Source organism: Gordonia sp. 11cp (assembly GCF_057767225.1).
In genome coordinates this window covers 951,248-975,192 of record NZ_CM173437.1, presented here as the reverse complement: position 1 = coordinate 975,192, position 23,945 = coordinate 951,248, and the positions used below count along the sequence as shown (strand labels likewise).

At 68.6% G+C, this 23,945-nt stretch carries 24 protein-coding genes; 13 read left to right on the top strand and 11 right to left on the bottom strand.

The features are described from left to right. The first annotated feature begins 100 nt into the window (after positions 1-100). Positions 101-5,596: an ATP-binding protein gene (locus AC3B6C_RS04145; RefSeq protein ID WP_055474509.1), complete on the top strand. Its 5,496-nt coding sequence runs from the start codon at positions 101-103 to the stop codon at positions 5,594-5,596. Between the two features lie 52 nt (positions 5,597-5,648). On the opposite strand, the gene AC3B6C_RS04140 is transcribed toward AC3B6C_RS04145, so the two are convergent. Further along, entirely contained in the window at positions 5,649-6,140 is a 492-nt protein-coding gene (locus AC3B6C_RS04140; protein ID WP_488375077.1) for an SRPBCC family protein, read from the bottom strand. A gap of 141 nt (positions 6,141-6,281) precedes the next feature. Between AC3B6C_RS04140 and msrB the strand changes: the two genes are divergently transcribed. From msrB to AC3B6C_RS04115, 5 genes are all read left to right on the top strand, one after another. Then, a complete protein-coding gene (msrB, locus tag AC3B6C_RS04135; RefSeq protein WP_488375075.1) occupies positions 6,282-6,776 on the top strand; it encodes a peptide-methionine (R)-S-oxide reductase MsrB in 495 nt (164 codons plus the stop codon). Beyond that, positions 6,773-7,321: a peptide-methionine (S)-S-oxide reductase MsrA gene (gene msrA, locus AC3B6C_RS04130; RefSeq protein WP_014928190.1), complete on the top strand. Its 549-nt coding sequence runs from the start codon at positions 6,773-6,775 to the stop codon at positions 7,319-7,321. Before msrB ends, msrA begins: the two co-directional genes overlap by 4 nt. A gap of 123 nt (positions 7,322-7,444) precedes the next feature. Beyond that, complete coding sequence (locus AC3B6C_RS04125) at positions 7,445-7,828, top strand: TA system antitoxin ParD family protein (RefSeq protein ID WP_010842694.1); 384 nt, start codon at positions 7,445-7,447, stop codon at positions 7,826-7,828. Beyond that, the gene (locus tag AC3B6C_RS04120; protein WP_010842695.1) at positions 7,825-8,400 is read left to right on the top strand and encodes an ATPase; all 576 of its coding nucleotides are present in this window, start codon (positions 7,825-7,827) and stop codon (positions 8,398-8,400) included. The genes AC3B6C_RS04125 and AC3B6C_RS04120 overlap by 4 nt, the downstream gene beginning before the upstream one ends. Then, a complete protein-coding gene (locus AC3B6C_RS04115; RefSeq protein ID WP_488375074.1) occupies positions 8,397-9,344 on the top strand; it encodes a PfkB family carbohydrate kinase in 948 nt (315 codons plus the stop codon). The genes AC3B6C_RS04120 and AC3B6C_RS04115 overlap by 4 nt, the downstream gene beginning before the upstream one ends. A 22-nt stretch (positions 9,345-9,366) precedes the next feature. On the opposite strand, the gene AC3B6C_RS04110 is transcribed toward AC3B6C_RS04115, so the two are convergent. Further along, positions 9,367-9,999, bottom strand: coding sequence for a flavin reductase family protein (locus AC3B6C_RS04110; protein ID WP_010842697.1), 633 nt, complete (start codon positions 9,997-9,999; stop codon positions 9,367-9,369). Positions 10,000-10,091: 92 nt separating this feature from the next. On the opposite strand from AC3B6C_RS04110, the gene AC3B6C_RS04105 reads away from it, so the two are divergent. Further along, entirely contained in the window at positions 10,092-10,823 is a 732-nt protein-coding gene (locus AC3B6C_RS04105; protein WP_084817176.1) for a tyrosine-protein phosphatase, read from the top strand. Next, on the top strand, positions 10,816-11,130 hold the full coding sequence (locus tag AC3B6C_RS04100; RefSeq protein ID WP_010842699.1) for a DUF2470 domain-containing protein: 315 nt from the start codon (positions 10,816-10,818) through the stop codon (positions 11,128-11,130). The genes AC3B6C_RS04105 and AC3B6C_RS04100 overlap by 8 nt, the downstream gene beginning before the upstream one ends. A 17-nt stretch (positions 11,131-11,147) precedes the next feature. Here AC3B6C_RS04100 and AC3B6C_RS04095 read toward each other — a convergent pair whose 3' ends face one another. Beyond that, positions 11,148-12,155, bottom strand: coding sequence for a LacI family DNA-binding transcriptional regulator (locus AC3B6C_RS04095; RefSeq protein ID WP_488375072.1), 1,008 nt, complete (start codon positions 12,153-12,155; stop codon positions 11,148-11,150). Positions 12,156-12,335: 180 nt separating this feature from the next. Between AC3B6C_RS04095 and AC3B6C_RS04090 the strand changes: the two genes are divergently transcribed. Together AC3B6C_RS04090 and AC3B6C_RS04085 are read left to right on the top strand one after the other, a co-directional pair. Continuing rightward, the gene (locus tag AC3B6C_RS04090) at positions 12,336-13,523 is read left to right on the top strand and encodes an acyl-CoA dehydrogenase family protein (RefSeq protein WP_055474502.1); all 1,188 of its coding nucleotides are present in this window, start codon (positions 12,336-12,338) and stop codon (positions 13,521-13,523) included. Between the two features lie 148 nt (positions 13,524-13,671). Continuing rightward, on the top strand, positions 13,672-14,355 hold the full coding sequence (locus tag AC3B6C_RS04085; RefSeq protein ID WP_010842702.1) for a GAF and ANTAR domain-containing protein: 684 nt from the start codon (positions 13,672-13,674) through the stop codon (positions 14,353-14,355). 33 nt (positions 14,356-14,388) lie between these two features. On the opposite strand, the gene AC3B6C_RS04080 is transcribed toward AC3B6C_RS04085, so the two are convergent. After that, a complete protein-coding gene (locus tag AC3B6C_RS04080) occupies positions 14,389-14,835 on the bottom strand; it encodes an STAS domain-containing protein (RefSeq protein ID WP_035717369.1) in 447 nt (148 codons plus the stop codon). Between the two features lie 442 nt (positions 14,836-15,277). Here AC3B6C_RS04080 and AC3B6C_RS04075 point away from each other — a divergent pair, with 442 nt between their 5' ends. After that, complete coding sequence (locus tag AC3B6C_RS04075; RefSeq protein WP_055474499.1) at positions 15,278-16,135, top strand: SigB/SigF/SigG family RNA polymerase sigma factor; 858 nt, start codon at positions 15,278-15,280, stop codon at positions 16,133-16,135. Here the strand turns inward: AC3B6C_RS04075 and AC3B6C_RS04070 are convergent. Then, positions 16,125-17,303 (bottom strand): zinc-dependent alcohol dehydrogenase, encoded by a 1,179-nt coding sequence (locus AC3B6C_RS04070; protein ID WP_488375071.1) that lies wholly within the window; start codon positions 17,301-17,303, stop codon positions 16,125-16,127. The genes AC3B6C_RS04075 and AC3B6C_RS04070 overlap by 11 nt on opposite strands. A 2-nt stretch (positions 17,304-17,305) precedes the next feature. Then, positions 17,306-17,758: a hypothetical protein gene (locus AC3B6C_RS04065; RefSeq protein ID WP_014928177.1), complete on the bottom strand. Its 453-nt coding sequence runs from the start codon at positions 17,756-17,758 to the stop codon at positions 17,306-17,308. A 324-nt stretch (positions 17,759-18,082) separates the two neighbouring features. Between AC3B6C_RS04065 and AC3B6C_RS04060 the strand changes: the two genes are divergently transcribed. Further along, positions 18,083-18,508 carry an anti-sigma factor gene (locus AC3B6C_RS04060; RefSeq protein WP_014928176.1) on the top strand — a complete coding sequence of 142 codons (426 nt, stop codon included), beginning with the start codon at positions 18,083-18,085 and terminating at the stop codon, positions 18,506-18,508. Here AC3B6C_RS04060 and AC3B6C_RS04055 read toward each other — a convergent pair. The 5 genes from AC3B6C_RS04055 to AC3B6C_RS04035 all read right to left on the bottom strand — a co-directional run bounded on the left by AC3B6C_RS04055 (position 18,480) and on the right by AC3B6C_RS04035 (position 23,463). Further along, positions 18,480-19,340 (bottom strand): glycosyltransferase family 2 protein, encoded by an 861-nt coding sequence (locus AC3B6C_RS04055; RefSeq protein WP_488375070.1) that lies wholly within the window; start codon positions 19,338-19,340, stop codon positions 18,480-18,482. The genes AC3B6C_RS04060 and AC3B6C_RS04055 overlap by 29 nt on opposite strands. Further along, positions 19,337-20,317: a hypothetical protein gene (locus tag AC3B6C_RS04050; RefSeq protein WP_488375069.1), complete on the bottom strand. Its 981-nt coding sequence runs from the start codon at positions 20,315-20,317 to the stop codon at positions 19,337-19,339. Before AC3B6C_RS04050 ends, AC3B6C_RS04055 begins: the two co-directional genes overlap by 4 nt. Next, positions 20,314-21,423, bottom strand: a complete 1,110-nt coding sequence (locus AC3B6C_RS04045) for a glycosyltransferase family 4 protein (RefSeq protein WP_488375068.1) — start codon at positions 21,421-21,423, stop codon at positions 20,314-20,316. The genes AC3B6C_RS04050 and AC3B6C_RS04045 overlap by 4 nt, the downstream gene beginning before the upstream one ends. Next, positions 21,416-22,537: a glycosyltransferase family protein gene (locus AC3B6C_RS04040; RefSeq protein WP_488376217.1), complete on the bottom strand. Its 1,122-nt coding sequence runs from the start codon at positions 22,535-22,537 to the stop codon at positions 21,416-21,418. Before AC3B6C_RS04040 ends, AC3B6C_RS04045 begins: the two co-directional genes overlap by 8 nt. A 251-nt stretch (positions 22,538-22,788) precedes the next feature. Continuing rightward, the gene (locus tag AC3B6C_RS04035) at positions 22,789-23,463 is read right to left on the bottom strand and encodes a PAS and ANTAR domain-containing protein (RefSeq protein ID WP_014928171.1); all 675 of its coding nucleotides are present in this window, start codon (positions 23,461-23,463) and stop codon (positions 22,789-22,791) included. Positions 23,464-23,695: 232 nt separating this feature from the next. Between AC3B6C_RS04035 and AC3B6C_RS04030 the strand changes: the two genes are divergently transcribed. Beyond that, on the top strand, positions 23,696-23,944 hold the full coding sequence (locus AC3B6C_RS04030) for a hypothetical protein (RefSeq protein WP_014928170.1): 249 nt from the start codon (positions 23,696-23,698) through the stop codon (positions 23,942-23,944). Position 23,945 lies beyond the last annotated feature (1 nt).

Sequence of the window (23,945 nt, the reverse complement as noted above, 5' to 3'; positions counted from 1 at the left end):
TCACACCGTCTGACCACCTCGCGCGTCCCGGATCTCCACTGAGCTGGGTCGCCGCGCTGTACCGTACCTGCGGACCTTCAACCGCACGACGACGACGTGAATGGAGTCGGTGTTGTTTTCTCGTATCGCCATCGTGAACCGAGGTGAGGCCGCGATGCGGCTCATCCACGCCGTTCGGGGCCTGTCGGAGGAGACCCGGCAGCCCATCGAGGTCATCGCACTGCACACCGACGTGGATCGCAACGCCACGTTCGTGCGCGAGGCGGACGTCGCCTACGACCTGGGACCCGCGGCGTCGCGCCCGTACCTGAACATGAAGGTGCTGGAGCACGCGCTGTTGGAGACCGGTGCCGACGCGGCGTGGGTCGGCTGGGGATTCGTGGCCGAGGACCCGCTGTTCGCCGAACTGTGCGATCGGATCGGCGTCACCTTCGTCGGGCCGTCGGCCGAGGCGATGCGCAAACTCGGCGACAAGATCGGCGCGAAGCTGATCGCCGAGGAGGTCGGCGTGCCCGTGGCGGCGTGGAGCCGCGGCGGGGTGGACACCCTGGACGAGGCGGTGGCCGCGGCCGGCCAGATCGGTTACCCGTTGATGCTGAAGGCGACCGCCGGCGGCGGTGGCCGCGGCATCCGCAAGGTCACCAACGACGCCGACCTGCGCGACGCCTACACCCGCACCCGCGAGGAGGCCGAGCGCGCCTTCGGCAGCGGTGTGGTGTTCCTGGAACGGCTCGTGACCGGCGCGCGGCACGTCGAGGTCCAGGTCATCGCCGACGGTCAGGGCACCGCCTGGGCGCTGGGCGTGCGTGACTGCTCGGTCCAGCGACGCAACCAGAAGATCATCGAGGAATCGGCGTCGCCGGTCCTGCCCGCCGACCGGGTCGCCGAGCTCAAGGCCTCGGCGGAGCGGCTCGCCATCGCCGTCGGTTACCGCGGCGCGGCCACCGTCGAGTTCCTCTACCACCCGGGCGAGAACCTGCTGGCGTTCCTCGAGGTCAACACCCGTCTGCAGGTGGAGCACCCGATCACCGAGGCGACCACCGGCTTCGACCTGGTGCGCGCGCAGCTGCACGTGGCGTCCGGTGGGCGCCTCGAAGGCGAGCCGCCGAGCGAGCGCGGCCACGCCATCGAGGCCCGCCTCAACGCCGAGGATCCCGACCGCGACTTCGCCCCCGCCCCGGGCCGCATCGACCTGCTCGAGCTGCCCGCCGGACCGGGCATCCGCGTCGACACCGGCGTCAGCGAGGGTGACACCATCCCCGCAGACTTCGACTCGATGATCGCCAAGATCATCGCCTACGGCCGCGACCGCGACGAGGCGCTCGGCCGACTGCGTCGGGCCATCCGCGAGACCCGCGTGATCATCGCCGGCGGCGCGACCAACAAGAGTTTCGTGCTCGAACTGCTCGACCAGCCCGAGGTGATCGACGGCAGCGCGGACACCGGCTGGATCGACCGCGTGCGCGCCGACGGTGGACTGGTCGCCAACCGGCACTCCGCGATCGCGCTGATCGCCGCGGCGATCGACGCCTACGAGGAGGAAGAACTCGTCGAGCGGCAGCGCCTGATGTCGACCGCCTCGGGTGGTCGTCCGCAGGTTCAGCACGAGAGCGGTCGACCCCTGGACCTGAAGCTCCGCGGCGTCGCCTACCGCGTCCGGGTCGCCGCCATCGGGGCACACCGGTTCCGTGTCACCGTCGAGGCGCCGGGGGAGACCCGCACCGTCGATGTCGACCTCGAGCGCTTCGACGACCACGCCGCGCAGCTCATCGTGAACCGGGTCCGCTACCGCCTGGTCACCGACACCCACGGGCCCGTCCACCTCGTCGACGTCGACGGCGTCACCCATCGCGTCAGCCGTGACGAGGGCGGCGTGGTGCGGTCGCCCGCGCCCGCACTGGTCGTCGCCACGCCACTGCAGGCCGGTGACGAGGTCGAGGCCGGCGCCCCGATCCTGGTCCTGGAGAGCATGAAGATGGAAACGGTGCTGCGCGCACCGGTGCGCTCGCGGGTCAAGGAATGTGCGGTGTCGGTCGGCACCCAGGTCGAGACCGGGGCCACCCTGATGCGGCTCGAGCCGCTCGCCGACGACGAGGACGAGGTCGTCGAAGAGGTGGGTACCAGCATCGACCTCGAGTTGCCGGAGGATCCCCAGCTCGATCCCACCGAACGCACCACGCGCAGCCAGGAGGACCTCCGTAGTCAGCTCCTCGGCTTCGACGTCGACCCCAACGACCGGACGCGCCTGCTCGACGAATATCTCTCCGTGCGACGGGCGGCGATCGACAGCGGCCGCCGTCCGCTGGCCGACGAGCTCGAACTGGTCACCGTGTTCGCCGACCTCGCCGAACTGAGCCAGAACCGGCCATCGAGTCAGGAGGTCGGCGTCGAGCACGTACACAGCGCACGCGAGAACTTCCACACCTACCTGCAGAGCCTCGACGTGGAGCGGGACGGACTCCCGGCGGCGTTCCACGACCAGCTGGGCCGCGCGCTCGGTCACTACGGCGTCACCGATCTCGACCGCACCCCCGAACTCGAAGCCGGGGTGTTCCGCATCTTCCTCGCGCTGCAGAACCCCAACGACTCGGCCTCGATGATCAGCGCGCTGCTGCTCGAGTGGCTCGACGAGCCGACGCCCCGCGACGAACTGCGCGAGGCGGTGGGCACCGCCCTCGACCGCCTCGTCGCCGCCACCCAGGTTCGCTTCCCGGCGGTCGCCGACCTCGCGCGCGGTGTCATCTACGCCTGGTACGGCCAGCCGCTCCTGCTGCGCGACCGCGCACGCGTCTACAGCAACGTGCGCAAGCAGCTGAAGTATCTCGACGAGAACCCCGATGCCGCCGACCGCACGAGCCGTATCGACGACATGGTGCGCAGCACCGAGCCGCTCGTCCGGCTGCTCGGCCAGCGCATCGAACGGCACGCCGACAACACGGTCATGCTCGAGGTGCTGACCCGGCGTTACTACGGCAACCGGGGTCTCGCCGACATCCGGATCCGCCAGGCCGGTGGCGCGACCTTCGTCGTCGCCGAGCGCGACGCCGGGAACGTCGCGTCGGCCGCGGTGGGCTTCGACGCCCTGCCCGCGACCATCGGTGGACTCGGCGAACTCGCCCGCGACACCGCCGCCGTCGATGCCGACATCTATCTCGCGTGGGAGCAGCAACCCGACGACTTCGATGTCCTCGCCGGGACGCTGCACGACATCGTCGCCACCAGTTCGCTTCCGCCGCAGGTGCATCGGGTCACCATCACGGTCGCCGGCAGCGCCGACGCGCGAATGCATCACCACGTCACGTTCCGGCCGTCGGCGACCGGTATGGCCGAGGAGCGCCTGATCCGTGGTCTGCACCCCTACATCGCGCAGCGCATGCAGATGGAACGCCTGCGCAAGTTCGACCTCACCAGGTTGCCGTCGTCGGACGACGAGGAGGTCTACCTCTTCCGTTGTGTCGCAAGGGAGAACCCGTCGGACCGCCGGCTCGTCGCCTTCGCCCAGGTCCGCGACCTGACCGCGTTGCGCGAGCAGGACGGCCGGTTGCTCACGCTGCCGACCGCCGAAGCCGCGCTCGCGTCGTGCGTCGACTCGATCCGGCGTGCGCAGCGCGGTTCGACCAACCTGTCGAGCGCCAACCGGATCATCATGTACGTGTGGCCGCCGATCGACGTCGACGCCGACATCCTCGACCTGATCGCCGATCACATCCGCGGCACGACACAGGGAGTCGGCCTCGAAGAGGTCCAGCTCATCGCGCGTCGCCGTGACCGCGACACCGGCGAGCTGAGCAAGGTCTCGGTCCACTTCTCCGTCAACCCCACCGGTGGATTCGACGTCCGGGTCCTCGACCCGACCGACGAGCCGATCGAACCGGTCGACGAGTACCGCCAGAAGGTCCTGCGCGCGGCGAAGCGCAACACCGTCTACCCGTACGAACTGGCCGCGATCCTCGGCGATTTCACCGAGTACGACCTCGACGCCGAGCAGCGTCTCGTGCAGGTCGACCGTCCCAAGGGCCGCAACTCGGCTGCGATCGTCGCCGGTGTGGTCACCACGCCCACCGAGAAGTACCCGCGGGGCGTGACCCGCGTGGTCCTGCTCGGCGACCCGACGAAATCGCTGGGCGCGCTTGCGGAACCGGAGTGCAGTCGGCTGGTCGCCGCGCTCGACCTCGCCGAACAGATGCAGGTCCCGCTCGAGTGGTACGCACTGTCCTCGGGCGCGCGGATCTCCATGGATTCCGGTACGGAGAACATGGACTGGATCGCCCGCGCGCTGAAGCGGATCGTCGAGTTCACCCAGGCCGGTGGCGAGATCAACATCGTCGTGGCCGGCATCAACGTCGGCGGGCAGCCGTACTGGAACGCCGAGGCGACGATGCTCATGCACACCAAGGGTGTTCTGGTGATGACACCGGAATCGGCGATGGTGCTCACCGGCAAGCAGTCGCTCGACTTCTCCGGCGGTGTGTCGGCCGAGGACAACTTCGGCATCGGTGGCTACGACCGCGTGATGGGACCCAACGGGCAGGCGCAGTACTGGGCGCCGAACCTCGGCGCCGCCCGCGATCTCCTGATGGCCCACTACGATCACACGTACGTGGCGCCGGGCGAGCAGACGCCGCGTCGGGCGATCACGAGCGACCCCGTCGACCGCGACATCTCCGACTACCCACACGTCTTGGCGGGCAGTGATTTCACCACGGTCGGGCAGATCTTCTCGACGGCCTACAACCCGGACCGCAAGAAGCCGTTCGACATCCGCACGGTCATCCGGGCCGTCGCCGACCAGGATCATCCGGTCCTGGAGCGCTGGGCGGGTATGGCCGACGCGGAGACCGCGGTCGTCTGTGACCTGCACATGGGCGGAATCCCGGTGTGCCTGTTGGGCATCGAGTCACGCGAGGTGCAGCGCCGCGGTTACACGCCGACCGACGGCCCCGACACCTACACGGCCGGCACGCTGTTCCCGCAGTCGTCGAAGAAGGCGGCGCGCGCGATCAACGTGGCGAGCGGCAACCGACCGCTCGTGGTGCTCGCGAACCTCTCCGGGTTCGACGGGTCGCCGGAGTCGCTGCGCAAGCTCCAGCTGGAGTACGGCGCGGAGATCGGTCGCGCCATCGTCAACTTCGAGGGCCCCATCGTGTTCTGCGTGATCTCGCGGTATCACGGCGGAGCGTTCGTGGTGTTCTCGAAGGCGTTGAACCCCAACATGACCGTGCTCGCGATCGACGGTTCGTTCGCGTCGGTGCTCGGTGGTGCCCCCGCGGCCGCGGTGGTCTTCGCCGGCGACGTGGCCAAGCGGGTCGGCGCCGACGCGCGGGTGCGTGAACTGGAGGCCGAGACCGCGCAGGCCACCGGCCCCGAGCGCTCGCGGCTCAACGCCGAACTGGCCGACCTGCGCCAGTCGGTGCGGGCGGAGAAGATCAGCGAGATCGCCGCGGAGTTCGACTCGGTGCACAGCATCCGCCGCGCCGTCGAGGTCGGTTCGGTCGATGCGGTCATCCAGGCCGAGGAGCTCCGGCCCCAGATCATCGGCGCCATCGAGAAGTCGCCGGCGTGGGGCAAGCAGGATTCCGAGGTGGTCAGCTCGTAGCGTCCCTGCCTCCTGGGGTGCGCCGAGCCGCGCACCCCAGGAGGGAGCGGGGTCAACCGCGCTCGGCGATCTCCTTGATCGCGGCGAGGGTGGCCGGGATGCCCGCCAGCGCGGCATCGCGACGCTGCTCGAGTTGGGTGTCCGCATCGTCGCCGTACCGCTGCGCGAACAGCTCGAAGCCGGCGGGTTGCACAGCCCACGACTCGGTCAGCGTCGTGCCGTCGCCGTCGGGGGTGATCGTGTACGACCAGCGGACCGCGTTCTCGTTCACCATCCACGCGAACTCGCGGGGTTCCTCCGCGACGACGACCAGCGATCGCGTCTCCCACACGCGGTCGGGGGTCTCGTTGCGGCCGTGAAAGTAGGCGCCGACCTCGGGCCCGGTCGCCGGTTCCGCCCACCAGCACGCCTTGCAGATCGGGCTCCACTCGCCGGTGCGACCGATGTCGGTCACCAGATCCCACACCTGGTGCGGCGTGGCGGCGATGCGAACGGACTCGGAGTGGGTGAATCGAGCTGTGCGGTCGTCGTGGCTGGTCGTCATGGGCCCTTCCTGAGATTCGCGTGTGCATCGATCCTATGCAGGGGTCACGGGACCAAATCCGAGCGTCGTGGTGTTGTGCACGGTGACGCCTCCGATGCACCGTCGATCGACGGAGCCGGAGCGCGTCGGCAGGAGGAGAACGTGAGCAACACCTACCGCAAGACCCCCGAGGCGTTGAGCCGCCTCACCGACGTCCAGTACCGCGTCACCCAGCGTGACGGCACCGAGCGCGCCTTCGACAACGAGTACTGGGACAACCACGAGCCCGGCATCTACGTCGACGTCGTGTCGGGACAGCCCCTGTTCTCGTCGACCGACAAGTTCGACAGCGGGACCGGATGGCCGAGCTTCACCCGGCCCATCGATCAGGACGCCGTGGCGACGAAGGTCGATCGGAGCCTGTTCATGCGGCGTGTCGAAGTGCGGTCCGCGGGAGCCGACAGCCACCTGGGACACCTCTTCGACGACGGGCCCCGCGACGCGGGAGGCCAGCGATACTGCATGAACTCGGCCGCGCTGCGGTTCATCCCGGCCGCCGAGCTCGAGGCCGAGGGGTACGGCGAGTACGCCGTCCTGTTCACCGGCACGAACAGCGCCGATTCCCGCACCACCGACACTCACGAGGAGAACGCATGACGACCGACACCGGCCAGATCACCGTCCGTCCCGGCACCGAGACCGCGGTCCTCGCGGGCGGATGCTTCTGGGGCATGGAAGACCTGATCCGCAAGCAGCCCGGAGTTCTGGGCACCCGGGTCGGTTACACGGGCGGGCAGAACGACCACGCCACCTACCGCAACCACCCCGGGCATGCCGAAGCCGTGGAGATCGTGTTCGACCCGACGCAGACGACGTATCGCGACATCCTCGCGTTCTTCTTCCAGATCCACGACCCGTCGACGCGCAACCGGCAGGGGAACGATGTCGGCACGAGCTACCGCTCGGCGATCTTCCCGGTGACACCGGAGCAGGAGCGGGTCGCCCGGGACACCATCGCCGATGTCGACGCGTCGGGACTGTGGCCCGGCAAGGCGGTCACGACGATCGAGGAGCTGGGCCCGTTCTGGGAGGCCGAGCCCGAGCACCAGGACTACCTGCTCAACTTCCCGAACGGCTACACCTGCCACTTCCCGCGTCCGGGATGGGTGTTGCCGAAGCGGGATGCGGCGTCGACGCGGTGACGCGCATGACCGGCTGAGAGCACCGGCGCCCGTCGGCGGTCGTCCGACAACGATCGTCGACGGGTTCGTCGGCGTATGCTGATGCGATGTAGCACTCTGCTACACATGCGCGGGAGGTCTGCGATGAGCACCGGTACGGACAAGGTGACCCGGCTGTCTGCCGCATTGGTGACCGATGCCGCCCGGGAGGGCGCGCGCGAGCAGCGGTCGGCGCGGCAGCAACTCGAACACTGGGCCCGTCTCGGCCGCAGCGTCTCGCAGCGCACCACCGCGTCGCGTCGGCGGGTCGAGGCCGCGCTGGCGGGCGACTTGCCGGGAGAGGTGTTGACCGCCGAGGAAGCCGTCGTCTACGACGCCGAGATCGACGCGCACCTCGAAGCGCGACTCGCCACCGACGACCACGTGGTTCGTCGTGCATCGGAGGGGTTCTCCTCGGTCGTCGTCGATGACGACGGACGGCTAGTCGAACACCGTCCCGACGGGACGACGGTCATCCTCGGCCGGTGACACCGCGGCTCGACCTGGTCGTCGGGTGTAATGGCGCGGGGAAGTCGACGCTGGTCGAGCATCATCTGCAGCCCTTGCTGCACACGCCCTTCGTGAACGCCGACCTGATCGCCCGGCAGAAGTGGCCCGACGCCGCGGAAGCGCATTCCTACGACGCCGCCCGGTTGGCGGCGGCCACCCGGGACAACCTCATCGAGACCGGCACCTCGTTCATCGCCGAGACGGTCTTTTCGCATCCATCCAAACTGGAACTCATCGAACGTGCGCACGCCGCCGGCTACCGAGTGGTGCTCCACGTCGTGATGATCCCCGAGGATCTCGCGGTTCATCGCGTCCGGTTGCGCGTCGACAGCGGTGGGCACGCGGTCCCGGAGGTCAAGATCCGCGAGCGGTTCCGGCGCCTGTGGCCGCTCGTCCGCACGGCCATCCTCCGTAGCGAGCAGGCAACCGTGTACGCCAACGAGCGACCGACCACGCGCATCGTCGCGCGGTACGTCGACGGTATGGTCGCGGGCATGCCCGACTGGCCGGACTGGACGCCGGATGCGCTGACGCGTTCGGAGCCACGATGACTTCCCACGATCGAGCGACCGGGCTTCTCGTCGTCGGCGCCGTCAACGTCGATCTCGTCGTGGAGACCGACCGATTGCCGGGTCCCGGTGAGACGGTCGTCGGTCCGACGGTGACTCGGCACGGCGGCGGGAAGGGCGCGAACGCCGCCGTCGCCGCCGCGCGTGCGGGTGCCGAGGTGCGTTACTGCGGCGCAGTGGGTTCCGACGACATGGGTGCGGGCGCACTCGACGAACTGCGGGACGAGGGTGTCGACGTCACCGACGTGGCCGCGCTCGAGGATGTGTCCACCGGTATGGCGCTCATCGTCGTCGACCCTCGCGGCGAGAACCAGATCGCGGTGGGCGCCGGTGCGAATGGCCTGCTGACCGCGGACGTCGTCCGTACTGCGGTTCGGCGGGCGGCCGGCTGGGCCGGGTGTGTGCTCGTCAGCACCGAGATCCCGGTCGACGCCGTCGACGCGGCGGTCACGACGGCGGCCGAGCGGGGTCTCCGATGCGTCGTCAACCCTGCCCCCGTGCCGGCGTCGATGGTCGACCTGATGGGGTCGGCGCCGGTGTTCACGCCCAACTCGTCGGAACTTCGTGACCTGCACGCGTTGATCGACGACGGTCGGGACGCCCCGGAGGTGCCGGCGGCCGAGCGGGCAGTGGCGGTGGCCTCACGTACGGGTGCACCCGTACTCGTGACCCTCGGTGCCGAGGGTGTGCTGATCGCGAACCCGTCCGGCGACGTGCTCACCGTCCCCGCTGGGCACGTCGACGAGGTCGTCGACACGACCGGAGCGGGCGACACCTTCAACGGCGTGTTCGCGGCGTCGCTCGCCGCTGGTTCGACGGTCCTCGAGGCGGCGAAGCGGGGTGTCGCGGCGGCGTCGCTGTCGGTCGGCGCCGTCGGCGCCCGGACCGGGATGCCGGGCGACGCGGAGATCCGCCGCGCGGTGTGAGGCACACCCGTCGACCGGGCGGTCAGCGCGTGGCGGGTCTCGGTCGCTTCATGAATCGGTGATGGTCGTCGCTGGGCAGGAAGTAGTCGCCCTGCCCGCCGGCTCGCAGGAGGGGTCGTGCCCCGGCCGTGTCGAAGGTCTGGTCCTCGCGCAGCAGTCCGGTCGCGATGTGGATCTTGACGACCTCGCCCAGGACCATCCAGGTGTCGACGAGTTCGTCTGCGGCCGTGCGCAACTGGAACGACTGGGTGACGCGGCACTCGAAACCGACCGGGCTCTCGGCAACCCGCGGCGCGGCCACGAGGTCGGAGGCCAGCGGGGTGAGTCCCGCGGCCTCGAACTCGTCCTCACCGGCAGGGATCGCCGCCGAGGTGGCGTTCATCTGTTCGCCGAGATCGTCGGTGGCGAGGTTCCACACGAACTCTCCGGACTCCCTCGCGTTGGCGACGGTGTCCTTGTAACCGACGCTGGCAAAGCCGACGATCGGCGGGGTGTAGTTGAACAGGTTGAAGAAACTGTAGGGCGCGAGGTTGCGCACCCCGTCGGCGGTCACGGTGGAGATCCAGCCGATGGGTCGCGGCGCGACGATCGCGTTGACCGGGTCGTGCGACAGCCGATGGCCCTGCGACGGTTCGTAAGAGTGGTAGATCGTCACCGTCGCAACGGTACGTCAGCGGCCCGACGTGCCGCCGCCTGCGTAAGGTGAGGTGCGATCGACCACTGCGCACTTCGACGATCGGGAAAGCTGTGACTCTCTCCTCCGGCCCTGACCTGCGGACTTTCGCCAACATCCGGGATCTGGGCGGCATGCGGGTCGCCGGCGGCGGCATCACGGCCGCCAACGTGCTGATCCGCAGCGACGCCCCCTATCCCGACGACGAGGACCCGGTGGGCATGCCGTGGCCGCCGGCGACCGTCGTCGACCTGCGCGACCCCACGGAGCTGGGCCGGATGGCCGTCACGTGGCCGGCGAATGTGCGGGTGGTGCATCGTCCGGTGTCGTCGGGCGCCCGCGTCGACCGGCTCGCCGACACCGCTCTCGTCGACATCTACACCGCCATGATGCGGACGGGCGGCCACCGGCTGACCGCCGCGCTGAACGAGTTCGACCTCGACGGGGCGACTCTGGTGCACTGCGCGGCCGGCAAGGATCGCACCGGCGTGATCATCGCGATCGCGCTGCTCCTGGCGGGTGTCGACGAAGAAGCCGTGATCGCCGACTACCACCTGACCGAGGCCGGTATCGCGGGCGTGTTCGCGCGTCTGCGGTCCCGCAAGCGGATTCCGGCGGGCACCACCCTGGAGGCCCCCATCCTGCGCACGCCGCGGGAGGCCATCGAACTGGTCGTCGCCGACGTGACCGGCGCCCGCGGTGGCGCCTGGGGATGGTTCGAGGCGCAGGGCGGCGACGTCGAGCACTTCCGGCGGTGGGTCGAGAAGTTCGTACGCGCCGAGGCGGGGGAGGCCGCGCGTGGCTGACGAGAACATCTCGGAGACGGCGCAGTTCGCCCCGGACGTCGTGGCGGCCGTGCTGGCACACATGAACGACGACCACGCCGACGACTCACTGCTGATCTGCCGCACCCTCGGCGGCCGCCCGGACGCGACCGCCGCCGTGATGACCGGGTTCGACCACGAGGCAGCGACTTTCGACGTCTCCGTCCCCGACGGGGTGGTCGGCGTGCGCCTCGCCTGGGATCGACCGGTCCGCGATCGCGCCGACGTTCGCGTCGCGGTCGTCGCGATGTTCCGTGCGGCGCAGGAGCGTTCGGGCGCCCCGTCCTAGGCAGGCGTCGGGACGCGTCACGTACTCCCGCGAGCGATCAATTCCACCGGCAACCGGCGGGATTCGACGTCGCGTCCGATGGTGAGGTCGAGGAGACCGCGCACCGCGGTCTCGCCGATCTCCCGTGCCGGAGACCGGACCGTCGTCAACGGGACGGGAAGCTGGGCGGCCACCGGGATGTCGTTGTAACCGATCAGGGCGAGGTCATCGGGGATGCGCAGGCCGAGGTCGCGTGCCACGCCGAGGACTCCCACCGCGATCGTGTCCGACACCGCGAAGATCGCCCGTGGGCGGTCGGGACGGTCGAGCAGTGCCGCGCCGGCCGCGGTGCCGCCGTCGACCTCGAAGTTCGACGTGACGATGCGGTCGTCCGGGAGCGTGATCCCGGCGTCGTGCAGCTCGGCGGTGAATCCGCGGAGGCGGTCGGTCGCCGTGGTGGCGTGACCGGGACCGGCGATGACGGCGAGGTCGGTGTGTCCCCGATCCAGGAGATGGCGGGCGGCGATGCGCCCGCCGCGCTCGTCGTCGCCGCCGACGAAGGGGAGTCCGGCATCGGCGTGCCGGGTGAGCGTGAGCAACGGCAGGTCGCCGATCCGCAGGGACTCGACGAAGTCGCGACCCGGCCGGTGCAGTCCGCTCAACAGCAGGCCGTCGACCTGCCGGCCTACGAGGAGTTCGATGGCGCGCCGCTGGGCGGCCTCGTCGTCGGGCGGGCTCGACAACAGCACCGAGTACCCCGCGCGGGTGGCGGCCTGCTCGATTCCCTGGTACGTCGTGGCGACCACGCCATCGGTCAGCCGCGTCATCACGACCCCGATCGTGGTCGTCTTGCGGGTTCGCAGACTGGCCGCCCACACGTTCCGCTGATAACCGAGCTGGTCGGCGACCTCCCGTACCCTCAGCGCCGACGCCGACCAGCCGTCGGCCGGCTCGGGCTGACGGAGCACCCGCGACGCCGTGGACACGTGCACGCCGGCACGCCGCGCGATCTCTTTCAGCGTGGGCGCGCGCTGACCACCGACCACGCTGTTCCTCCCTCTGTCCGGTGTCCTCTGTCCGGTGCCCTCTGTCCGGTGCCGCGGCCCGGGTTCGTGCATTGACCGACGACGGCAGAACACCTACCTTAGGCGATGCAAACGTTCGTGCAAACGTTCTCGCGGCGGCGTGGGTCCGCCCGGTCGCCCGACTCTCGACGGAGGTCTTCGATGTCCCGCCCCAGTACGGTGCCCCAGCTCTTCGCCCTGGACTCGTTGCTCGATGCCGACGAGATCGCCATCCGCGAGAACGTGCGGGACTTCGCCGCGTCGAAGTTGCGCCCGCACATCGCCGACTGGTTCTCCGAAGCCCAGCTGCCCGTCCGCGAGATCGCCCGCGAACTCGGTGAGCTCGGCGCGCTGGGCATGCACCTGGACGGTTACGGCTGTCCCGGGATGAGCGCGATGTCGTACGGGCTGGCCTGCCTGGAACTCGAGGCCGTCGACTCCGGAATCCGGAGTCTGGTGTCGGTGCAGGGGTCGCTCGCGATGTTCTCCATCCACCACTGGGGGTCGGAGGAGCAGAAGAACGAGTGGCTGCCGCGGATGGCGGCGGGCGAGGCGATCGGCTGTTTCGGCCTGACCGAGCCCGACTTCGGCTCGAACCCGTCAGGCATGCGCACCCACGCCAAGCGCGACGGCGAGGACTGGGTGCTCAACGGGACGAAGATGTGGATCACCAACGGTTCGATCGCCGACGTCGCCGTGGTGTGGGCGCAGACCGATCTCGCCGACAGTCCCGGCGGCATCCGCGGATTCGTGGTCCCCACCGACACGCCGGGCTTCTCGGCGCCGGAGATCACCAAAAAGATGTCGTTGCGCGCCTCGGTCACCTCGGAGCTCGTCTTCGACGATGTCCGGCTCCCCGCGTCGGCGATGCTGCCCGGCGCGGAAGGCCTGCGCGGTCCGCTGACCGCGCTCGGCGAGGCGCGATTCGGCATCATCTTCGGGGCGATCGGCGCCGCTCGCGACTGCCTCGAGGTCGCCATCGACTACGCGCAGTCGCGCGAGGTGTTCGACAAGCCGCTGGCCGGATACCAGATCACCCAGACCAAGATCGCCGACATGGCGCTCGAGGTGGGCAAGGGCCACCTGCTGGCTTATCACCTCGGCCGGTTGAAGGACCGCGGCGAACTCACCCCCGAGCAGGTCAGCGTCGGCAAACTGAACAACACCAGGGAAGCGATCGCGATCGCTCGCGAATGCCGAACGATCTTGGGGGCGAACGGCATCACCCTCGAGTACCCGGTGATCCGGCACGCCAACAACCTGGAGTCGGTGCTCACCTACGAGGGGACCTCCGAGGTCCACCAGCTCACCATCGGCCGCGCACTCACCGGAGCGTCGGCGTTCCGCTGAGGGAGACCCGATCGCTCGCACGGGATCGGACGGCTGCCGCCGGGCGCCCACGGGGAATCGAACACTGGGCTAGGTTTGGTTCAGCACGCCGAGAAACGCGCGTCCGCGGTCGTTGCGTTCCGGGTCGGGCGTCGGAAGGAGCTCGACCATGACCGATCGGTCTGACGAGGACGTCCACCGCAAGATCGCGGAGCTGGCGCGTGAGCTGCACGGAGACGACTCCGACGAGCAGGTCGCCAAGACGATCGTCGAGAACGCACTGGTCGACATTCCCGGCGTCGAGTACGCGGGACTCACGGTCTCCACCCGGCGGAGATCGATCGAATCGTTCGGATCGACGCACGACGTCGCCGATGTGCACGACCGGATTCAGGCGGAACTCGGTGAAGGGCCCTGTATTTCGGCGGCGATCGGTGACCGGGTCGTTCGCGTCGACGACCTCGAGAAGGAGACGCGCTGGCCCGGGTACCGGCGCCGGGCGCTGGCCGAGACGCCGATCCGGTCGGTGCTGTCGTTCCAGCTCTTCGCCGACACCACCACCATCGGTGCGCTGAACCTCTTCGCCGACCGACCGCGGGCCTTCGATCTCCATGCCGAGGACATCGGCGTGATCTTCGCGACGCACGCCGCACTCGCCTGGAACAAGGTGAAGAAGGACAAACAGTTCCACAGCGCCTTGGCCAACCGGGATGTCATCGGTCAGGCCAAGGGCATGCTGATGGAAAGGTTCGACATCGACGCGGTCGCCGCGTTCGACCTGTTGAAGCAGCTGTCGCAGGAATCGAACACGAAGCTGGTCGAGGTGGCCCGTCTGGTCACCACCAACCGGTGACCCTTCGAGGCTCCGCGCACCTCAGGGGGGGCGTTACTCGGGGACGGTGAACTCCATCGTGCTCGGACCGACCCGATCCTGGGTCAACGCGCGCCCGGCGTCCTCGATCGTCTCGAAAACCTTGACATAGGGCGCCATTCCGCAGAGTTCCAACGGACGGGTAACGGTGCGACCACCGACGACCACGACCGGGATGAAACGGCGGCCGGCGTCGTCGATGAACGAACGCAGGAGCACCAGCCCGACGGTTCCGAAGAAGTTCAATCCGGAGAAGTCGAGGACGATGCCGTCGACGGATCCGCTGCTCACACGGTCGAGCGCGGCGGCGAAATCGGCTGCCGAGTCGCGATCGACGCTGCCCGAGAAGCCCTGTACGCAATAGGAATTCGGTGAGACGAACTGGGGCTGATGTGCCTTCGCCTCGGGTTCCTGAGTGGGATCGAATGCTGACCGAAAAGTGGTCGAGGAAGTGAGACTCATGGTGTTCTCGTTTCAGTAAGATGCGTCGTGTGGCCGACCGTCACCTCTTGGGTGGAAAGCGTTGCTACTCCGACGAATTGAAGCGGAGCAACCCAAGTTCACGAATGTCTGTGTGCAGAATCGACCGTGATGGTGGGAAGCGATGAGGCCCTGGGCGCCTGTCACTTGGAACGCAGCTTCTACCTGAACCGCATTACCCACCCTACGTTGCCGACGCAGTAGGTACAAGGTTGTGCCGAGTTCGGCAGATTTTGTGCGATGCCTTCCTGCCACACGGCCACTCTGACCAGCCCCGGTCCGGCGCAGCTGGACGCAGTCGGGCGACCGTGGTTGGCTGGACTCGGATATGCGTCGAAACCGGTGCGCACATCATTCCTGTTTCGGATGCGACACGAGGTCTGCGCATCGAATCTCGAGCTGTATGCGAAGTCTGGTGGTGAGAATGGCGTCGGGTGACCGGGGCGATCACGACGACTACAGCGATGTCCTGCCGTCTCTCCGCGCGATGCGCGACGAGGTGGACGACGATCGCCGTACCCGGCTGCGAGAGGATGTCATCGCGCGGTGTCTGCCACTGGCAGACCATGTCGCCAGGCGCTTTTCCGAACGCGGCGAGCCCATCGACGATCTGCGTCAGGTGGCGCGGATCGGGCTCATGCACGCTGTCGACCGTTTCGACGTCGAGCGCGGCAACAACTTCCTCGCCTTCGCGGTGCCGACCGTCATGGGTGAGGTGAAGCGCTACTTCCGCGACAGCACCTGGTCCATCCGGGTGCCTCGCCGGGCGCAAGAGGCCTCACTCAACATCGCCAAGGCGAGTGAGGAGTTGTTGCAGTCGCTCGGACGGTCGCCGCGCCCGAGTGAGATCGCCCAACACCTCGACCTGCCCGTCAGCGAGGTGATCGAGGGGATGGTCGCGCGGTCGGCCTACACCGCGAGTTCGATCGACGCCGAAGCCGGCTCCTCGACCGACGGCTGGACTCTGGCCGACACACTCGGCGACGAGGACTCGCGCCTGGAGCTGGTCGAGGAATTCGTGACGCTGCAGCCGGCACTGGAACGGCTCACCGAACGGGAGCGCACGATTCTCACGCTTCGATTCTTCAAATCGATGTCGCAGAGTGAGATCGCACGCGAGGTGGGCATCTCGCAGATGCATGTGTCGCGATTGCTGACGCGCATCATCGAGACCTTGCGCGCAGAGGTCGTCGTCGAGGGTCCGGACGGCGACGACGTGCAGGCCGATGCCGGGCGTGCCGCCACCAAGGGCCGCGGCACGCCTCCGGGCGTCACGGCTTGAGGATGACCTTGACCATGCCGTCCTTCTTCTGCTGGAAGGTCTCGTAGGCCTGCGGGGCCTCCTCGAGCGGCAGTTCGTGGGTGGCGAAGGTGTCCACGCCCAGCGGATCGTCGTCGGTGAGCAGCGGCATGATGTCGTCGACCCACCTCTTGACGTTCGCCTGACCCATGTGGAGCCGGATCTGCTTGTCGAACATGGTCAGCATGGGGAGCGGGTCGGCCGCGCCGCCGTAGACCCCGGAGAGCGAGATCGTCCCGCCGCGCTTGACGATGTCGATCGCGGAGTACAACGCACCCAGCCGGTCGGTGCCCATCTCGGACATCGCCTTGCGGGCCACCGCATCCGGTAGCAGTCCGACCACGCTCTGCAGCGCCTTGTTGATCGGTGATCCGTGAGCCTCCATGCCGACGGCGTCGATGACGGAATCGGTGCCCAGGCCGCCGGTCAGGTCGCGGATGGCATCGCCGACGTTGTCGACTGCGTCGAAGTTCACCGTCTCGATGCCGCGGGCCTCGGCCCGTGCCAGCCGTTCGGGCACGCGATCGACGCCGATCACCCGCGCGCCCTGGTGGGCGGCGATACGGGCGGCCATGTCGCCGATGGGGCCGAGACCCAGCACGGTGACGGTTCCGCCCCGCGGGATCTCGGCGTAGGCCACGGCCTGCCAAGCCGTCGGCAGCACGTCCGACAGGTACACATAGCGCGAGTCGGGCTTCTCCAGCGGCACCTTGATGTGTGTGAACTGGGCCTGGGGCACGCGGAGATACTCGGCTTGCCCGCCGGGCACCGACCCGTAGAGCTGCGTGTACCCGAACAGTGCCGCGCCCGTCCCCTGGTCGGTGACGCGGGTCGTCTCGCACTGCGTCATGAGGCCGTCATGACAGAAAAGGCATGTGCCACAGGAGATCTGGAATGGAATCACCACCCGGTCGCCGACGCGGAGATCGCCGGTGTCCTTGCCGACCTCTTCGACGATCCCCATCGGCTCGTGTCCGAGGATGTCACCGGCCTGCATGAACGGGCCGAGCACTTCGTACAGGTGCAGGTCGGATCCGCAGATGTTGGTCGAGGTGATCTTGATGATGGCGTCGGTGGGCTCGATGATCTTCGGGTCGGGCACGGTGTCGACCGACACCTGTCGTTTGCCCTGCCAGGTCACTGCACGCATGCTCAGGCCTTTCCATCGTTGTGTCGACGACCGTCGTCCTGCATCTCTTCCAGGCGGTCGTCGCGTCCTCGCTCCCGCTTGCCGGCGTGTTCCACCGGGAAGTCGTGGAAGCGCTCCTCGTACCGTTCGGCTTCCTCGGCGGTCGTCTCCGGCTGGATCGGGTCCTGATGGGCCCGATCGCCGTCCCTGGCCGCGCGACGTCGAAGCAGGACGCGGCTGCTGATGAGCAGGCCGATCGCCAACAGCCCGACCAGGACGGCGCCGATCGCCAGCCACACGGTCGCATCGCGGTCGCCTGCTCCGGCGGCGATCGCGAGGCCTGCGAGCACCAGCATGAGTCCGAGGCAGACGAAGCCGAGGAGGCCGATGGCCTTCAGTCCTCGTGACTTTCGTGCCGGGCGGCGGGCGATGGCCTCTCGTGAGGCGACTTCTCGTTCGGGTGTCAGATCTGGCATGGTGCACTCCCTGCGCTGTCTGGTGGTGGTTCGGTGGTCAGCGGCTGGGCAACCGACCTCGGTGCGCTCGGTGTACCGCTACAGGCCGGAGATGAAACGTCGACGTGCCGACACCTTCGTCGGAAATGGGACGTACCGAGACGTGCATCTCATCGAATCCGACCGCCGGCCGGAGCTCTGCTACCGTGTCGAGACGTGTTGGGGGCACTGACGGGCGCGGCCACTCCATTCGAGCCGCGGTTTGGAACACGGAATCACGGGGCACTCATGACCAGACCAGCCGAGATCGGCACCACCAATCAACGGGCGAAGAAGACTCATTTGATGACCGATTCCGATGCGACCTCCCAGCTATCGATCGCCGGCGGTACGCCGACGGTGCTGCGGGTGCCGGCCGCCACCGATCGTCTCGCACTCGTGCGCGCCCTGGTCGAGACCGCTCTCTACGTCGATGACTGGGCGCTCGACGACGTGATCGACGCGAAGGTGGCCGTGGACGAGATCTGCTCGCAGATCATCTCCGCCGCCGCCGACGGATCGTCGATCGAGCTCACTCTGTACCTGTCATCGCAGGGCGTGATCGGCGAGATCCGTGGCGAACTCCTCGGGGACGTGACCCTCAAGCAGTCGACGTTCGGATGGCGGATCGTGCAGACCGTCACCGACACCCACACGATCACCTACGACGAACCGGGCCCGGACGCCGCGTCCCGAGGCGTCGTCATCGCGTTCTCGAAATTCCGCCGCTGACCGGTCGCCAGTCATCGCCGGCGGCGTCGTAGGCGGCCAGGCCGCGTTCGGCGAAGGCCCGCAACCATCCCTCCATGGGCCACGTGCCCCAGCGCCGGTGGAAGACCCGGGCGTTGCGGAGGATGTCCTCGAGATGCTCGACGGGCGGCTTCGAGACCGGGTGGTGCTGGTGATAAGCGTGCGCTCCGCCGACCCAGGCGATCCGGAATCCGTTGTCGCGCGCGCACATCGCGAAGTCCGTGTCTTCACCCCCGTAACCGCGGTAACCGGGGTGGAAGCCGCCGAGGGCGAGCCAGTCGCAGGTCCGCACGGCGAACGACAACGACCAGAACAGCATCAGTTCCGACGACAGCTGGGTCTGCCCGCATCCCGGTGACGGGCGTGCCGGATGTGGATCGGTGAATCGGGGGAGTTCGCGGGCGTCGAAGGTCGGCTGGTCACACGGCAGATAGGTGACCGGACCGCAGTAGAGGAGAGTCAGGTCCGGCGTGGCCGCGCAGGACCGCAGGTAGCGTTCGAGCATGTCCGGGCCGGGTATGCAGTCGACGTCGAGGAACACCAGGATCGACGCTCCCGCCGCGATCGCGGCCGCCGCCCCCGCGTTGCGCGCGTCGGCGAGTTGCAGAGTGCTCGGGTCGTCGTTGCGGAAGTGGATGACACGCACCGGATGTCCCGCGACGACCGTGGCGATCACCGGATCGTCCATCGCCACGATGAGGTGTATGTCGGGCCGGTGGGTCGAATGGGCGAATGCATCGAGCTGGCGTCGCAGGTGGAGGTGTCGCCCCGACACGATCGTGATGACCGCGACCACCTCGGGGGAGCCGGTCATCGGTGCGCGACCGCTTCGATGGCCCGCGCGGCCCGCTCGGCGGCACCCTCGGTCTGCCAGCGCGACCACGCCGGCGCCGAGTCCCCGACGGTGTCGAGGATCGACCGCCAGCTCTCGGCGTCCGGCCACGACGACGTGACGAGTGCGAGTTCGGAGCGTGCGAGCGTGTTGCCGGTTGCCCGCTGTTCGGCGAACGGTCGGTCCTCGGGGATCACCACCGCTGGCCGGCCGGCTGCGGCGGCATCGGCGACGCTCCCCTGACCTGCGCCGATGACGGTGACCCGGGCGCTGCACAGGAACGGCCACGGGTCGTCGACCCAGGTTCCGAAGGCCGGACCGAGCCCGACGACGGTGCGGCCCGGAAGCTCGTCGGCGAGGGTGGTCGCGGGGTGAGGTCCACCGGGTTTCCCGCCGGCACCGGTCAGGACGAGGACGTCGGTGGCGAACGTGGGGTGCGAGACGGGGAGTCGCCCGTCGAAACGGGAGATTCCGCCGGTGAAGACCGTCTTCGGCAGATGCTCTCGAAGCCAGTCCGGCTGATAGAGCTCTGCGGGCCAGGGCGCGATGATCGCATCGGCAGCCCGGTAGGCGAGCTGATGCGGTAGGTCGTCACGAATGCCGGGCTGCGCCGTCACGATCACCGGTACGCCGAGCAGCCGGAGGAACAGGGTCACCTCCACCGACACGTCGACGACGACGGCCGCCGGGGTGCGTTCCGCGACGAACTCGGCCAGTTGCGCCATACGCGTCCGCAGACCGCCGTCGTGTCGTGGCGCCCAGTGCAACAGACCGCCCGCGTCGACGTCGCGCGGCTCCGGCTCGGCGTCGTCGCGCTCGAGGGTGATCACCTCGCTGAACGCCGGATCGGACAGCGGGGCGCTGGTCAGCGCGACGACATCGGTGCCGATGCGGCCGGCGATGGCGGTGGCACGCGAACAGTGGCCGCGTCCCTGATGATGCACGTAGTAGCCGATCACACCGGTACCTCCCGAGCGAGCGGCTCGGTGCCGGTGAGCGGACGTCCGGCGACCAGATCGGCGTAGATGTCGGTGTACCGGTTGATCATCGCGGTGTCGGAGCAATGATCCTCGGCGCGGCGTCGCACGAGATCCCGGTCGATGGTGAGCGCCTCCTGCGCGGCGAGGGCCATCGCGTCGACGTCGCCCGGCGGCACCAGGACGCCCGCGTCGTCGCCGACGATCTCCGGGATGCCGCCGCGGGCGAAGCACGCCACCGGGGTTCCGCAGGCGAGCGATTCCGCGACCACGAGGCCGTACGGCTCGTCCCAGACCGGGGTGACCAGCGTCGCGCCGCACGAACCGACCAGGCGGGCCAGGTCGTGCTGGTGGAGGTGACCCTCGTAGTGGACGAGGTCGCCGAGCGATGGCGCGATGTGCTGCTCGAAGTAACGCGCATCGCTGATCGGGCCGGCCAGCCGGAGCCGGCGACCGGCACGGTGCGCGGCCTCGATGGCGAGGTGAGCGCCCTTCTCCGGGACGAAGCGACCGAACCAGACCAGGTCGTCCCCACCTGGACCGGCAGGCCAGCGATCCAGCTGAACTCCGTTGTGCACCACCGGTATCTCGCCGATCACATGCGACCACGACCGCGCTGTGTGCCTGCTGACCGCCACGCAGCGGGTGTCGGGTGCGAGGGCCAGCGCCGACTCGAGCCACGGCGTGGGCGGGGTGTGCAGCGTCGTGACCATCGGCGTCCGCACCGCCGGACCCATGGCAACCGGGAGATAGTGCAGGCTGTGGTTGTGGATCACGTCGTATTCACCCGGGTTGCGGGTGAACGAGAGCATCAGCGACAGATACGAGTGATGATCCTGCAGCGCTTCGAGCTGGGGCATCGACACGTCCGAGCGTGCGGCCGCGGAAGGTTCGAACAGCTCCGCGCGCAGGCGATCCGAGTCGACCGGGAGGTCGCTGCCCGCGCCCGCGAACAGCGTGACCTCGTGGCCGGCGAGTGTCAGGGCGCGCGTGAGATGCCAGACATGGGCCTCGAGTCCGCCGGCGAAGGGCTGTGCGATCGGATAGCGGCTCGACGCGACGATGGCGATCTTCAGGGTGTCACGCATCCATGATCCGGGTGTAGAGGGCGGCGTGGTCGTCGGCGAGAGACCGGCGCTGTGCGCGCCGCTCCGGCCACAGGGCTGCCGACGGCCGGGCCGTATAGGCCTGTGCCAGAGCCGAAACCAGCGAGTCCGGATCGAAACGGTCCTCGGTGAACTCGTACGACAGGCAGTCCTGTTGCTGGTGGTAGTAGCCGCAACTCGGTGCGATGACGGTGGTGCCGAGATCGTGGCAGGCCTCGAGCCAGCCCGAGTGGGTGCCGAATCGGTACGGAAGTACCGATACCGACAGGCCCCGCAGGTAGTCCCACAGCTCGTCGTCGGTGAAGTAGTCGTGGACCCGCACGCGCGCATATGGATGCCGGGACAGCGCCAGCGCGGTCGTGCCGAAGTCGGGGTTGTAGGCGTGTGTGCCCGGGACGAACACTTCCTCGTGCAGGTTGATCGCGACGGTCATGTCCGGGTAGTCGGCGGCCGCTTCGAGCAGGGTCATGATCACCGGCAACGGGTCCATGTTGGCGCGGATGCTCTTGGCATGGACGCCCACGACGAACTCGTCGGTGTGCGGTCTGCGCGCGGCGAACCGTCCCGGCGGGACGACATGGGGATGGGGGAGCACGGTCGCCTCGCGCTGCCAGCGGCGTGCGATCTCATCGGCCGCACCGGGGGTCAGCGTGATGACCTCGTCGGCTGCGGGCACCAGGATGTCCAGGACCGCTTCGTGATGGCCCGGCTCGGGGTGGTGCGGATTGCGCAGATCGTGCAGCGTGTACACGAGCGGTTTGCCGTGTGTGCGCAGTTCGTCGACCACCGCGGACATCACCGCCGGCTCGATGGCGTCGAACCCGAAATGGAGGTGGAAGACGTCGAACTCGTCGTGGTGCCGCGCGATCCAGGCGGGATCGAGCATCAGCGGAGGCCACCAGCCCCCCGGAACCGTCGCGCCGTCGGCGGGCTCCGGATCGGGCAGGCGCACCACCGAGACCGGCCCGGTCTCGAGGTTGCTGACCGTTCCGTTGAGCGGGGACAGGTGGCGGACGTACACATGGGACTGCGGGACCGACGCGACGCGCACACGCGCGACGCCGGTGCCCGTCCGCGCGCGCAGACCGGTCGACATCGCCGTCCGGCCTCGTGTCGTGCTCGCCCCCGCCGTCTCGAGGGTTGCTGTTCCGCTGGGCTGCCCACTGCTCACTGCCACATCCGTTCACTCGGGTCCGAACGGCTGTCTACTCAACCGGGCCTACGCGATCGCGGCTTCGCGAGCCGCAGGGACCACCGCCGATCTCCGGCGAGTCGTCATGCGGTCTCTGATACCCCAGATCGCCTGCGACGAAACCGCCGCGGGGCGATGAACGAACGGTGTGGTGATCAGTGTGAGTTCGAGTGCGGAGAGCTCTGGTTGTCCGTCTGGTGGGCGTTGAGCAGCAGGTGGTCGAAGGACTGCCGCACCGGGTCCGGCAACACCACGTACTTGTGAACGCCGGTGACGATCGACCGAGCGAGCTCGTTCACCTTGACGTTCGCCGTCTGGGACCGCCACCGCATGACCTCGAATGCACGATCGGCGCTCACGCCGTAGGCCAGCGAGATCATGCCCTTGGCCTGTTCGATGACTCCCTGATGCTCCCGGAACCGCGCGACGTGCTCGTCGACGCGGTCCTTGACGGCCTTCTCCTCGATCGCCGTCAGGTCGAGGTAGAAGCCCTCCGCGCCGATGACCGTGCCGGACTCGTCGGTGAGTTGCTGCGAGACGACAGCGACATGACGGACCTGACCCTCGGTGTCGACGATGCGATGCCGGCTCGAGAACGGAATCCGCCGGTCGAGCATGGTCGCGAGCAGTTCCTCGAACGACTGCCTGTCGTCCGGGTGCTTGTGCCCGGCGATCAACTCCGTCGTCGGAGTCACCTCACCGGGCCGATAGCCGTGCATCTCGGCGACCTCGTCGGACCACTCCCACTCCTGGGTGTCGAACAAGAACCGGAAGCTGCCGACGTGACTGATGCGGGACTCGCCGGCGGTGTGATCGTTGGCGTCTGTCACCCTCACCCCTACAAACCACAAATCAACAAGGAAGCCAGCGGTCTCGGGCGAAAAATGAGCTTACCTGGCCGTCGCGCCGGGCGGGAATCGACCTGGTCGTGTCACCGATGCCGGACTCGCGGAGATCGTTTCGGGTCGGTGTCACCCGGGTATCTGCGAGCCGCTCGGGCCGGCGGCATCGAGGCGCCGACCGCAACGGGCACCGATCCCGGTTACGACGAGGAGGACGAGAATGAGCACCGAGAACGCGGGTGACAGCGCGACGGCGGCAACCGAGGGCATCAACCCCGATCTGACGTCGACGGCCGGTTTCGAGGACCTCGACGAGGACCGACTCGGGCAGGACCCGCTCGAGGAGGGCATGGATCCGCCGGAGGACTGGTCGGCCAGTGACCGGACCGGCACGACGGCGCGGGAACAGCGCGAGGGGGAGTCCCTCGACGAGAAGCTCGACCAGGAGATTCCGGACGAGCACCCCTGAC